The organism is Nocardia sp. CA-135953, from assembly GCF_050955735.1.
Lineage (GTDB): Bacteria > Actinomycetota > Actinomycetes > Mycobacteriales > Mycobacteriaceae > Nocardia.
In genome coordinates this window covers 3,763,573-3,776,056 of sequence record NZ_CP192082.1, presented here as the reverse complement: position 1 = coordinate 3,776,056, position 12,484 = coordinate 3,763,573, and the positions used below count along the sequence as shown (strand labels likewise).

At 64.0% G+C, this 12,484-nt stretch carries 15 protein-coding genes; 9 read left to right on the top strand and 6 right to left on the bottom strand.

All coding sequences use genetic code 11. From position 1 onward, the window contains the following. Positions 1–79: 79 nt before the first annotated feature. Positions 80–349: a hypothetical protein gene (locus tag ACQPXH_RS17495; protein ID WP_433597594.1), complete on the bottom strand. Its 270-nt coding sequence runs from the start codon at positions 347–349 to the stop codon at positions 80–82. Continuing rightward, a complete protein-coding gene (locus tag ACQPXH_RS17490; protein ID WP_433597593.1) occupies positions 346–495 on the bottom strand; it encodes a hypothetical protein in 150 nt (49 codons plus the stop codon). Before ACQPXH_RS17490 ends, ACQPXH_RS17495 begins: the two co-directional genes overlap by 4 nt. Positions 496–668: 173 nt before the next feature. Here ACQPXH_RS17490 and ACQPXH_RS17485 point away from each other — a divergent pair, with 173 nt between their 5' ends. From ACQPXH_RS17485 to ACQPXH_RS17460, 6 genes are all read left to right on the top strand, one after another. Further along, complete coding sequence (locus ACQPXH_RS17485) at positions 669–1,802, top strand: sensor histidine kinase (protein ID WP_433597592.1); 1,134 nt, start codon at positions 669–671, stop codon at positions 1,800–1,802. Between the two features lie 87 nt (positions 1,803–1,889). Continuing rightward, positions 1,890–2,090, top strand: a complete 201-nt coding sequence (locus ACQPXH_RS17480) for a DUF7489 domain-containing protein (protein WP_433597591.1) — start codon at positions 1,890–1,892, stop codon at positions 2,088–2,090. Positions 2,091–2,134: 44 nt separating this feature from the next. Then, positions 2,135–2,848 carry a response regulator gene (locus ACQPXH_RS17475; protein ID WP_433597590.1) on the top strand — a complete coding sequence of 238 codons (714 nt, stop codon included), beginning with the start codon at positions 2,135–2,137 and terminating at the stop codon, positions 2,846–2,848. A gap of 233 nt (positions 2,849–3,081) precedes the next feature. Continuing rightward, positions 3,082–3,318 carry a peptidase inhibitor family I36 protein gene (locus tag ACQPXH_RS17470; RefSeq protein WP_433597589.1) on the top strand — a complete coding sequence of 79 codons (237 nt, stop codon included), beginning with the start codon at positions 3,082–3,084 and terminating at the stop codon, positions 3,316–3,318. A 242-nt stretch (positions 3,319–3,560) separates the two neighbouring features. After that, entirely contained in the window at positions 3,561–4,364 is an 804-nt protein-coding gene (locus ACQPXH_RS17465; protein WP_433597588.1) for an LLM class flavin-dependent oxidoreductase, read from the top strand. A gap of 136 nt (positions 4,365–4,500) precedes the next feature. Continuing rightward, the gene (locus ACQPXH_RS17460) at positions 4,501–5,031 is read left to right on the top strand and encodes a dihydrofolate reductase family protein (RefSeq protein WP_433597587.1); all 531 of its coding nucleotides are present in this window, start codon (positions 4,501–4,503) and stop codon (positions 5,029–5,031) included. A 61-nt stretch (positions 5,032–5,092) separates the two neighbouring features. Here ACQPXH_RS17460 and ACQPXH_RS17455 read toward each other — a convergent pair whose 3' ends face one another. The 3 genes from ACQPXH_RS17455 to ACQPXH_RS17445 form a co-directional block, all read right to left on the bottom strand. Next, complete coding sequence (locus tag ACQPXH_RS17455; RefSeq protein ID WP_433597586.1) at positions 5,093–7,651, bottom strand: LuxR C-terminal-related transcriptional regulator; 2,559 nt, start codon at positions 7,649–7,651, stop codon at positions 5,093–5,095. Positions 7,652–8,438: 787 nt separating this feature from the next. Beyond that, positions 8,439–9,422, bottom strand: a complete 984-nt coding sequence (locus ACQPXH_RS17450; protein WP_433597585.1) for a hypothetical protein — start codon at positions 9,420–9,422, stop codon at positions 8,439–8,441. 255 nt (positions 9,423–9,677) lie between these two features. Then, positions 9,678–9,911 carry a hypothetical protein gene (locus tag ACQPXH_RS17445; RefSeq protein WP_433597584.1) on the bottom strand — a complete coding sequence of 78 codons (234 nt, stop codon included), beginning with the start codon at positions 9,909–9,911 and terminating at the stop codon, positions 9,678–9,680. A gap of 220 nt (positions 9,912–10,131) precedes the next feature. Here ACQPXH_RS17445 and ACQPXH_RS17440 point away from each other — a divergent pair, with 220 nt between their 5' ends. Beyond that, on the top strand, positions 10,132–10,848 hold the full coding sequence (locus ACQPXH_RS17440) for a hypothetical protein (RefSeq protein WP_433597583.1): 717 nt from the start codon (positions 10,132–10,134) through the stop codon (positions 10,846–10,848). Then, positions 10,845–11,168, top strand: a complete 324-nt coding sequence (locus ACQPXH_RS17435; RefSeq protein WP_433597582.1) for a hypothetical protein — start codon at positions 10,845–10,847, stop codon at positions 11,166–11,168. The genes ACQPXH_RS17440 and ACQPXH_RS17435 overlap by 4 nt, the downstream gene beginning before the upstream one ends. Before the next feature lie 85 nt (positions 11,169–11,253). Here ACQPXH_RS17435 and ACQPXH_RS17430 read toward each other — a convergent pair whose 3' ends face one another. Further along, positions 11,254–11,583, bottom strand: coding sequence for a plasmid stabilization protein (locus ACQPXH_RS17430; protein ID WP_433597581.1), 330 nt, complete (start codon positions 11,581–11,583; stop codon positions 11,254–11,256). A 162-nt stretch (positions 11,584–11,745) separates the two neighbouring features. Here ACQPXH_RS17430 and phoU point away from each other — a divergent pair, with 162 nt between their 5' ends. Continuing rightward, a complete protein-coding gene (gene phoU / locus ACQPXH_RS17425; RefSeq protein WP_433597580.1) occupies positions 11,746–12,447 on the top strand; it encodes a phosphate signaling complex protein PhoU in 702 nt (233 codons plus the stop codon). Positions 12,448–12,484: the final 37 nt, after the last annotated feature.

Here is a 12,484-nt window from a genome sequence, read left to right as displayed (position 1 = left end):
CCGCAATGCCTGGCTTGGACACGACGAAAGGTGAGCCCGCGGCACCGTAGCCGGAATGCCCGGCTCACGCGGCGCCGGACTAGCCATGTTGCTTCGAGCTGATCCAAGCCGCCAGGCCCGCTGGCGCAGTCAACGCGCTCACCCGGTCCCGCTCATCGGCGCCGGAGCCACGTTCGCCAAGGGCGAACTCGTCGAACGCCCAGCCAACGAGACAGCCGAGAAGGGGAGGCCGCTCGAGGTCGGGCCGCAGTGTGTACTGCTCACTGTGGCGGGCCTTACCCATCGCCTCCATGATCCGGCGGATGATCTGCTCCGCGGGCATTCCACGGCGGTACCCCGCAGCCGTCACGACTCGTAATGCGCTGTCGACTTCGTCGCGCGTCGGTTCCGGGTGATGTGCTCGGCGACCGTGGCGTGGACGTCGAGGTCATGCATGAGTGCGACGATGACGACCCGGATCAACTTCCGCTGGGCAGCGTCGATCTGCGATACCACTGCTCGCCCTCTGCAAGGTGGCCGCGTTTCGTCAACTGACCGCCAGCGGATTCATCGCATGCGCTCGCGCTCGAGATTCTTTGCGCCGCGGGTGCGGTTGGTGCTCGCGTGCGGGTGGGCAGTGTTCCGTGTGGGCGGTGGACGGAGGTGTTGGAGCCGGTAGCGTCGGTGACGTGCAGGATCAGTTCGAGATGCGGCTGTCGCGGCGTTGGCGGGTAGTGCTGGTCGCCTGCACCATTACCACGTTGTTGCCGGTAGTGCTGTTCGTTCCCCAGTCGGTGCCCACGTCCGCCGGACGTGTCATCGTGGTCGGGCTGGTGGTGTGCCAGGTAGTGGTTGTCTGGTGGATGGACCGCCGGCCGGTTTCCGTCACGATTGCCTCCCTTTTGGTGGGAACAACGTTGGAACTGCTGGAAGTCGGGGCGGGATCGGGCGTCGCCTTTATCGTGCTGACGACCTTTGCCTGGCTGCGTCCCGCACGTACATCGTTGTGGGGTCTCGCCGCGGCGGTGCTGTTCTCCGCGCTCGCGCTGGGAACGACCGGGCGGGGGCTGCAAGCCCTGCTGTGGTCCGGTGCCGCGCTGCTGGCCTGGAGTTGGGGCGCGTTGGGGCACGCCAGATCCGCCCAGCGCGACGCCGAAGCCCGGCGTCTGGTCCAGCAGGAGCGTGCCCGTATCACGCGCGAACTACACGATGTGCTCGCGCACACGGTGTCGCTGATGGTGCTGCAAGCCGCAGCGGCTAACGATGTGTTCGACACTCACCCGGACAAGGCCCGGCAGGCCGTTGCCGCACTGGAGTCCGTGGGCCGACAAGCCCTCGGCGAAGTACGACGGCTGCTCGAGGTGATCGACCGTGATCCGAGCGTTTCGCCTGGGCTGGAGGATCTGGACAAGCTGGTGGAGTCGATGTCACAGGCCGGAGTCGATGTGGTTGTAAACCGGCACGGGACAGACGGCACCGCCGTCGCGCCGGGGGCCGCGGAAGCGGCGTACCGGATCGTGCAGGAGTCGCTGACCAACGTCCTGCGCCACGCACGAGCCGATCGAGCCGACGTCGAGGTCCGAATTGCCGCCGGTCAACTCATGGTGTCGGTCACCGATAACGGCGGTGGTAGCCGACTCGATCGCGGTAGCGGTCGGGGCATGAACGGCATGCGGCAACGTGCCACCGAGCTAGGCGGACAATTCGAGGCCGGACCTTGCACTGCTGGTGGCTTCCGCGTCGCGGCATGGCTGCCGATTCAGTCGCAGCATGATGTGCCGTCTCCAACTTTCGGCAGAGGCGAATACACGCCTGGGGGTTGATGTTCCCGGCTCGGCGAGAGGAAACACTGAAGTCACGCCGTCAGGGATCCCGCGGCGTGAACGCTCGGTGGAGTAAGGAGTCGATCAGTGACACAGCAGGAATGGCGGGGGACCGTTATCAAGAAGTCGCGTGGGTTGTTCGACGGGGCGAATCTGTACCGGCGTTTGATTGTCCGGCTGGAGGACGGCAGTACCGTGAAGGTCCGGGTGAACCGGGCATTGTGGAAAGCGGTGGAAGCAGGTGATTCGGTGACCAAGCACGCGGGAGCCGATCCGGTGAAGGACTGACATGCCGGTCGCACGTTTCGCACGCGGATGGTTGGATGCTCCCCATGAACCGGCCGCCGCGACGCGTGCACCCGATAGACCATACGGAGGCGAGAAGGACTGTCAGCGTGCTGGTCGCCGATGATCAGACCTTGGTCCGCGCCGGGATCCGGATGATCCTGGAGACACGTGCGGATATTCGGGTCGTCGGTGAAGCCGGGAACGGGGAAGAGGCAGTGCGCCTGGCCGCCCAGACGATGCCGGACATCGTGCTGATGGATCTGCGGATGCCGCACGTCGACGGAATACAGGCGACACAACGACTTTCCGCATTCCAGCCCAGGCCCTCGGTCATCATCCTGACCACCTTCGACGAAGACGAACTGCTGTATGCGGCCCTACGTGCGGGCGCGGGCGGGTTTCTGCTGAAGGACACCCGACCTGCCGAACTGGTCGAAGCGATACGGGTGGTGGCCAGCGGCGAGGCACTGCTCGCGCCGCGAGTTACGCGCCGACTCCTGGATCGGTTCGTCGCCGACCTACGCCCCGAAACAGCGGCAATGCCGGAGCTCACCGACCTCACGAATCGAGAGGTCGAGGTCCTCACGCTTATCGCACAAGCGGCCTCCAACGCCGAGATAGCGACGACACTGGCCGTCAGCGAAGGCACTGCAAAGAGCCATGTCTCGGCGATTTTGCGCAAACTCGGCCTGCGGGATCGAGTACAGGCGGTCGTGCTCGCCTACGACATCGGCCTGGTCCGGCCCCGGCATCCCTAGGGCCGCTACGCACAGTGCGTGTCAGCTCGTCGCGCCGTAACCACCAATCGATACCTATGCCTACCCATCCCGCTACCGATGCACAACCACCCCCTATTTGGCGAGACTGCATTACCGAGTCAGATGTACAGGAGAGTGTGAATGACATTCAGACAAGCCGCTGCCATAAGCATTGGCGGCCGTCGGCTTGACCGGATCGTATCGTTCGCCGCACCAGTCCAGGCAGCGACAGAATGCGGATCGGTGCCCGGATGGGAATTTGCATCTGCACAGCCAGGGGTGGAGGAGGTCGAATTGCATATTTCCGCCTCGGGTCGACCGACCTTCGCTTGGAAGGCGTGGATGGTGCGGCGTACTCGATCTGGAATCGCACATCCCAGGAATGGACGGGATCTACGGAACACGACGACCGACGCTGCGCGATCTTCCATATTGGTGCCGGTTGGCAAAGCGACATTCCAGCGACGTAATTACCCAAGTCCACCCGGTAAAGCGCGGCTGAATCGATCGGCGTCGCCTGTTTCGAGACAAGGTCGTGGCAGGAATTGGCTGGTCGCAAGGTTGACGCGGCGACGGCGGAACCTCTTTGAGACTGCTCGCGCATGCCGAGTTCAGGGCGTTCGCAGGAGCGTGTCCACGATTCGGCTGCACCGATGATTTTTGGGTGGATCCGTAGTCGATACCTCTGGATATACCGATTAGGAGTTCAGACATGACGAGACCGTTTCGATTCGGGGTCGTTGCCCCGCTCGGAACCGACCTGCCGACGTGGCGAGATCGCGTGCGCCGCATCGCCGATAGCGGCTATTCGACGCTGCTGGTGCCCGACTTCCCTCTCACGCAACCGGCGCCGGGCCCCATGCTGGCGACTGTCGCGGCCCTTACCGACCTGCGCGTGGGCACCTGGGTGTATGCCTCTCCGTTGCGCCCGGCGTGGATGACGGCGTGGGAAGCGCACTCGTTGTCGTTGCTGACCGAGGGGCGTTTCGAGTTCGGCATCGGCACCGGCAGACCGGGAATCGAGGATGAGCTACGCGACAAGGGACTGCCCGTGGTCTCGCCGAACGAGCGGCTGGCCCAGGTGCGTGAGACCGTCAAGAGGCTGCGAGATCTCGACGGCCCCGACCGTCGCACGCCTGTGGCGATGGCCGTCCTGGGGCCGAAGGCGCGGGTGTTGGCGGCCGAGGTCGCGGACACGGTCACCTTCGCGCTGGGCGATCAGCCTCGGGGCGAAGTCGAGCGGCTGGCACGCGAGTTCCGCACCAGCGGGGACGTCGAGCTCGCGCTCGCCGTGCCGGTTATCGGCGACAGTGTCGCACCGCACATGGCGCCCCCCGATACCGACCCTGCCGTACTTCGCGCGGCGGATGCACTGACCGTGCTTCCAGATGATCCGGCGGCTGCCGCCGAGGAAATCCAGCGGCGGCGCGAGGAGATCGGCTTCTCCTACTTCGTTTTCGGCGCCGACTTCGCCGACAGGTTCGCTCCGATCGTCGCCGAGCTCGCCGGACGTTAGTTGGGTGACGAGGGACGATGCGAGGCGGCACCCGCCAGTTCGTGAGCCTATGCCAGGGAGTCGTCTCCTGTCCCTCGCCGAAACCGGGCTGCCGCGACGAACGGATCTTCTATGACTGGACAGAAGGGACAAACTCGTGCAGATCCTCGCTCGCCTGTGCATGACTGCTGACGGCTATGTGACGACTCCGGACGGCTGGCCGCCTCAGGTCATCGATCCGGTGCACGGTCCGGGCAGTCACGGCATCGCCGAATTTCTGCGGAACTGTGAGGCCGCGCTGATGGGCCGCACCACTTTCGAACCCGCGCTCACCGCAGATCGCTGGCCCTGGCCGGATCTGGAGGTCTTCGTGCTGGGCTCGCACCGGCCCGAGGGCACTCCCGACGTCGTCACTGTCGAAGATGATCCGGTGCGGCTGCTGGAAAAGGTCCGCGCGGCCAATCGCGGTGGCGATGTTCATCTCATCGGCGGTCCCGGCACGATCGAGACCTACCGCGCCCTCGGTGTTCTCGACAAACTCGAGCTCGTGGTCCTGCCGTTCTTCGTCGGCAGCGGCATGCGCCTGACCGATTCGCTGAATCCGCAGACCGATCTGGAATTCGAGAGTTCACGTCCGCTGGACGGCGGTGGGGTGGAGATCGTCTACCGAGTGCTGCCACACCACTGACAGGGGTGTCTCACCCGCGCTTCATACATGAAGTCCACACGAAACGTTGGAGTCGATTCGGCTATCGATGTCTTCGTTGCTCGGGTCGGCGGTCGGCCGCCTGTGCGACCTGTTCCCGCGTATCGGTGGGAACGAGCGTGATGATATCGGTTCGGGAGTTGATCATCAGTTTGCTGAAGATCGAGGCGATCTGGGCGTCGACTGTTTTGAACGAGCTGCCACGGGTGGCCGCGATCGCCGTGTTCGTCCATCCGGCTGCGGCGAGTACGGCTACTTCGCGTTCGGCGTTGGACAGTCCATTCCATGTGGTTGGTCGGTGTCGTCGGACCGGGTGGTCGAGCGCGAGTTTGTTCAACGACAAGGTGCCCAGCGCCAGTCGAGCAACCTCGTCGAACTCGGGTCGAAGCATCGAGCCTTCTTGCTCGGCGGCGCTGAAAGCCTTGTGTCCGAGCACATCTCGTGCTGTCGCGATCGCTTTATCTGTTTCGGTCGCGAACGGCCCGAGGTTGGCGATGTGCACACCCAGCTTCTGGCGGACCGTGCGGGCACCGCCGGCGAGGTTCGCGATCTCCGTCGCCGAGTCGAGTACCGAATCGGGCTGGGTGCCGTGCTCGAGGCGTGCGTCGGCGGCCAATCGTGCCAGCGTCCACATCCGGATGTGGACCGCCCAGATCGCTCCCCATTGGTCTCGCATCGACAGTTGACTCGTCAGCGCGGTGCGCCCGACCGCCAATGCCTCGCGCGGGTCACCGTGTTTGGTCAGTGCGATGGCCCACGCGAGTTCGGCCCAGGATTGTGCCCATCCTGCACCCGATCGCGTGGCGCGGTCGAGATAGGCCTGTGTGATCTCCAACGCCTGCGCTGCGGTGCCGAGCAGTCCGGCCGCGAGGGACTGGAACAACTCGCTCATGGCGGAACTGCCCTCATCGCCATATTTGCGGAACCGTTCGCGCGCACGCGCCAGGACCACAATCGAGCGCGGATCATCCGCGAAGAGCAGTTCGGTGCCCCAGGCGAAGTCGACGGGGGCCGGTAGTCCGAGATCATCCACTGGATCGTCTCGCCAATTCGATCTCGCTGCCCCATCCATGACGCAGGCGGCGACGCATTCGTCGAGTATCCGTGCGGCGTCGTCATGCACGCCCTGGCATGAGGTGACCCACGCGGTGAGCGCCATCGAGGAGGTTTGCAGTTCGACCGGCTGCTGATCGAGACTTCGGGTGGCTTCCAGGGTTCGCATCGCCCAGCGACGAGACTCACGCAGCGAACCCATGAAGAACGGAAGACGCAGCGCGATCAACCCGGACGCGATCTCCAGTCCGATCGCGGACTCCCCAGGCGTGGTGAGGCTGCTGTCCATCGCGGTGAGCAGGTTGTCCCAGGCCGCGCGCGCCCAATCCAACAGGTCTCGTTCGGCCGGACTGAACCACTCGGCGCCGGCGCGGATGGCCTTGTCGCGATAGTAGCGACGGTGCCTGCCGGACAATCGTTCCCATTCCGCGCCCGCCGATCGTTCGCGCAGCTGCTGCTGGGCGAAGACTCGCAGGCTCTCCAGCAGTGAATACCGGACCGTGTTCGGTGTCCGGTGCATTGTGACCAGCGATTGGTCCACCAGGCGTTCCAGCAATCCCTCGATCTCGTCGCGAGCGATGCCGGTGCCGTCGTCCGCGCATACCGTCTCGATCGCTTCGAGTTCGGCGCCCACATCGGGTCCGGACGTGCCGTGCTCGTCGTCGGGGTTACTGTCGTAACCGGCCGCGAAGACCGACATCCGTTCGAAGAGCAGCCGTTCGTTGTCCTGGCAGAGGTTGTAGGACCAGGCGATGACATCGTGGATGCGCCAATGCCTTTGGTCGGTGCCGACGCGCGGTCCATGCGACCAGCGCAGCCGCCGGTCGCCATCGAGCCCACTGAGATCACGCAGGATCATCGGCAATGGTTGACGCATCAACCGGGCTGCGGCGAGTCTGATGTAGAGGGGATGGTTGTGCACGTGCCAGCAGATCGATCCGGCCACTGCGGCATCGTCATCCCCCGCGATGGGATGACCGGTCAAGTCCGCACGCGCGCGAAACATGGTCAGCGCTTGTTCGCGCGACAGTGCCGGGACCGGCACCAATTGCTCGTCGACCCAGCCGATCGCCTCGCGGCTGGTGGCCAGCACGGTCAGTCCGGGCACTGCGTCCAGCAATTCGCTGATCACCCGGCCGACGCCGTCGAGGACATGCTCACAGTTGTCCATCACCAGGATTGTCTGCAGGTTGCGGCTGGCGCCGTCGGATCTGGTGAAGGTATCGATCAGGGCATCCAAGCTCGATCGGTTCGAGAAGTCGACGTCGATGATCGAGTGTGCGAGTTCGTCCTCGACCGCCGTCGCATCCGAGCCCGCCGGGAGCCGGGCCAGGCGGACCCAGCGGATCGGCACCCGGCGAGCCTTGTGATAGCGGTGGGCGGCCTCGGTCGCGAGCCGCGTCTTACCGATACCGCCGGACCCGATCAGGGTGATCAACCGCGTCGAGGACAGAAGCAGCGTTGCGATTTTCTCCAGCTCTCTTTCTCGTCCGACGAAATCGCTCGTCGCAACTGGAAGGGAACCACCGAGGGGATGTTGCGCTGACACATTGAGCAATCTAGTCGGTGGGGCCGGACACACTGCGTCGAAGTACCTTGAATCCACCTATCTGCCGATGCGCGATATCTACCTATCGGTTGATGATTGCGATACCAGAGGTTGAATCGCGGTCCGAGATTCAGCATGCGCCGAGCGCACGTTGCTGTTTGTGCCGATGGCGAACCGGGGTACGTCATAGCAGGAATACACCGGTTCGACTCCAATCAATTCGGTGCGATGTACGGGTGAGCAATGTTTGAATTCCGCATTCCGGAACCTTCCCGACGATCAGCGTGTGGCCGTCCTCGAATGCACCTTCAGCTCTTATGTTTATCAGTCGCTGCTGCGCCCGACGGGAATCATTGATCCGTCGGTTGTGGAACGGAAATCGAGGTAATTCGACAGAGCATCAAGGACGGCTGGAGTCTGTTCGAATTCTATGACAGTGTCCCGACCTGGATGATATTCATATGGTGCGCGTGGTCAGCACAAAGACTTGCAGTCCCAGCCATGGCCAGCTGGGTGCACCGATGGCAGGATCGAAGGTATTGCGGCCCATGACGACCGCCCCGCAGTCGGCAATGAATTCCGGAAGACCGTGCGAGCGGCCGGGCTCGAAGGTGGGCGGTCGTGTTCGATATGGAACAGTACGAGTGCTGTATCGCGCCGATCCGACAGGGTGCAGACTGATTCGCCGCAAGGCCTTGGAAATGGTCTTCAGCAGCAAGTTTCTCATGTTCGGCGACGGCTCGTTTGCTGCTGTGTGCCTTGTTCCCGCCTCAATCGTGCTGTGGGCTTACCCGGAGGTGGTGAGGTCGAACCAGTCCCGCCGGAAGTCCGCCCAATCCTGTGGTGTCGCGGCGAAGTCGATATACAGCGCGACACCGAATGCCTTCCGTCCCGGTGTTGTCCGGTCCAGTCCCAATCGGATACCGCGGATCGCCCCAGCGACCGTTTCTGCCCTACCACGATGGCCGAGATCGTTCGCCCAGAAGGCGGGTGCGCCCATCAGCAGATCCACGTTCGGTGGTGTGACCTGTAGCGCGAGTCGGGTTTGCTGAGCGACGTACCCGCCATAGAGCGCCAATACCGGCATCGCCGTGTCGTAGGACATCACCGCAACCTGTTCGACACGGCGTGTCACCTGCGCGAAATAGCTCTGCGACCACCATTTTCCGTGACCGGCGAGGACCAGACCGGCCGAATGCAGGCCGGGCAGCGGATCGATGGTCGGGGCCGACGCCGACAGCAGAACATGCCGCCGTTCGGTCATCCCGTGCACTTGGTCGAGGAGCGCGAGGAATCCGGGCGAACCAGAGCGTACGGGCTCCAGATCCAGGTGTATTCCGTCGAAACCGAGATCGAGCACTCGATTCGCCGAGGCCGTGGCTCGATCGCGAGATGCCACGTCCTCCAGGTTCAGTCCGTCGAACTCTGGCGCCACTATGTCACCGAGCCAGGACTGCACCCGGACCCCGGGCAGCATCCGATGCGCAACTTGCACGAACCAGCGGGCCTGTGGGGACAATTCCGCACGGAGACTGCCGTCATGCTCCAGCGGACCAGTATGAACATAGAGATCTTTGATTCCAGTACCAGACAATATGTTTGCGAGCTGGGACACGTCGGCTTCGGTCTTGCGACCGTCGAGCCAGGCATGTCCCAGCCACAGAGCGTCCCGCCCCGTGGTGTGCGCCTGCGCGGACGGAGTTCCCGTGTACTCCAACCGCAAGAAGATGGCGGCCGCTGACACCGGAAGCAGCAGGACATGGACAAACACGATCGTGATCACAGCCGCGCGCCGACGTCGTGACCAACCTCGCCACCCCCGCCCACGGCGGCCGCGCTCGGTGTCGAGAACCGGCGGCCCGCCGTTGTTTTCCTCCGGCACCGTATCCGTGCGGCTGAATCTACCCACCGTCGCATGCTATTCGCACGTATCCGTTGCCGTCGGTGGCGCATCGTCGAGCGATACCGACATGCGGGCTCGGCGCAGGACTCTGCTTCGCGGCGTCGAATCCGGCGCAGCGGGCGGCTATCGGCAATGTTGTGGCCGACCGATCGCGCTGGGGTGACGTAGATCCTCGGCGGCCAAGGCGTTGAAGTCCAGTAGCAGATCCCTTAATTCGCTGTCCACGTCGGGCTGAACGGAGGCCAGGCCGATCCCCAGATTGTCGGAGACCACTTCGAAGATCTGGTACAGGTCGACCGGGACGGCATGGCGCAGCAGGGCAGGCCAATCATCAGGACTCGACAGGTCCGCGAGCATAACCGCGGTCAGATTGCCGAGTTGGGTCAGTGCGATGAACGGAATTACTGATGTGTCGCATCTACCTATGACATGATGATCTCCATACGTGAGTAAACAACCCGGGGGAACGATGAATGACAGACCGCCGGTGATGACTGCTGTGTTGCCAGGGGTACCACTGCATTCCACCGTGTCGACAGCGTTGCGCGCCACGGGTGGGCGGGCCGCCAGGGGCCCGGTGGACACGAGGGACGTGCTCGTGGCGTTGATGCGGGCCGACTCACCCGGGGCGTGGCATCGCATCTGGCTCCATGCCGGAGACGCCGATGCCGTGGCCGGCAAGGTTGTCATCGATCCCAATACCGCCAGCGAACGGAGCTGGGAGCATATCCAGCTGACGCAGACGTGCTCAATGGCTCTCGATGTCGCTTGGCGCTTGACGTATCGGTACAACATGTGGCCGCTACCGGTGGGAATCCTGGCAATCGGCCTGGTCGCCGACGATTCCAGCGCTGCGGCACAGGCCTTGCGCGATGGCGGACTGTCACGTGAGGAATTGCTGGATTTCCTGCAGTCGGACATCCTCGGCGTGCCGTTGAACGGACTGGACACGATCCTGCCGACCGTCTCGGCCGAGTCGCGCGCGGCACACGCGGCGGGGAGTGGGTCACCACCGGCCGGGTCGCTGCCCGGCGCCTCGGTGACCGCGCCCATCGAGGTGGACCCCGAATACTGGCGCCGCAGAAGGCGAGTGGATATCGCGGTCCTCGTCGCGGCGGTATTGATGATTCTGGTGTTGTCGGTGCTATACGCGATCATGCACGATCCGGTCCTTCACCAGTCGTCGGGCATGCAGACCTCGACGTTTATTCCGGCGTCGGCAACAGGATTCGGGCTCGGCCCGGTCGAACCGACCGATGGCGTTGTCACTGTGGCAACGGAGGAGGCTCGGTGATCAGTTGGAGTGGCCTCGGGATCTTCGCGCTCGCGATCCTCGCCGCATGCGCGGGCGCCGGTACCGGAATCGCCGACCTGCTGGGACAATCCGCTTCCGGTGCGAATCTGGGTACGTCGATCGGGTTCGTGGTGGGCGGTGTCGCCGTATGGTTCGCCGGCAGTGCCCTCAACCGCCCGAAACCCGGTTACGATCGGTCGACCGGACGACCGGTGCTGTCGGTGAATCGTCATCGACTGATGGGCATTCCGATGCAGTACTACGCCCTGACAGCCCCGATGTGGGCGGTGTTGACGTTCAACCAAGCGATTCACAGCTGACAACTAGGGTTGACCATTTCGACTTGGATCGGTTGCATCGCCAACCGCCGCTCTTTCTCGACCTTTGCATGTCGACCTGATCCGATCAGGCGCGGCCGAGTGCTTGGGCAAGTTGGCCTTTGGTCATCTTCGAGCGGCCCTCGATATTGCGCATTTTCGCCTCGTTGTACAGCTGATCTCGGGTCGGGCCCTTCGGTCGATCGGTTCCCGACCGGAGACCACCACGCCGCTGCGGCGACATGTCCTGCACCGAGGACCGACTGGCCGTGCGGGCCTCGCCGGACTGAGCACGGTTCTTGTTCACCGTGCGCGCCGCGATCTCCTCCGCCCGCCGGCTGGACGCACCCTGCTCTTTCTCCGAATCCTTGATGTGCTCGAACTGCCGCTCCCGCTTGTTCGACCATGCCTTCGGCATGTCCATCACCTCCTATGCCGCGAATACCCCAACCCGGCCGCCGAAACATGGGTACGCCGCGCTCGGTTCCCGGTATGCGAAAAGACGGTGTCCACCGGTGGCTTGCCAACGGGATCGGTGGCCTCGGCTATACGGGTGTTGTCACATGGGTCAAGATGAGGGATGCGGACTCGCTTCCACGAGAACCTCGACCGGCTGGCCGCTCAGTTGCAAGCGATGTGTCAGCGTGACCGGGCCGCCGTCGCGACCGGTACCAATGCGCTGCTACGCGCCGATCTCGAGCTCGCCGAGCAAGCTATCGATATCTGCCGTGACCTCGATACTCAGCGCGATCATTGTGAGCACGTAGCGGTGACGCTCCTGGCGTTGCAGGCCCCGGTCGCGGGCGAGTTGCGGCAAGTGGTCACCGCGATCCAGCTCGTCGGTGACCTCGACCGGATGGGCGTGTTGTCCGAACATATCGCCAATATCGCGCGCCGCCGACACCCTGCCTGCGCGGTCCCGGTATCGGTGCAACCGATCGTGGCCCGCATGGGGGCGGCCGCTGTCGCGATGGCCACCAGTGCCGCCGCGGTGCTGGGGTCCGGTGACCCGGGCGACGCCGCGGCGCTCGATCGCCAGGACGACACCATGGATCGTCTACATCACGACCTGCTGGCAGCGGTGCTCGACGATGACTGGGATGGAGGGACGGCCGCTGCGGTCGATCTGACGCTCCTGGGCCGTTATTACGAGAGGTTCGCCGACCATGCCGTGCAAGTCGGCCGTCGCACGATCTTCATGTCGACCGGTGAGTCATTCGGCGACTGGTCTTCACCCGGCGAACATAAGGTATCCATCACCGGAGCCAGACCGATTCTGTGAACAGGCCGCTGGTACACCGAGTCAGCGGCGGCGCGGT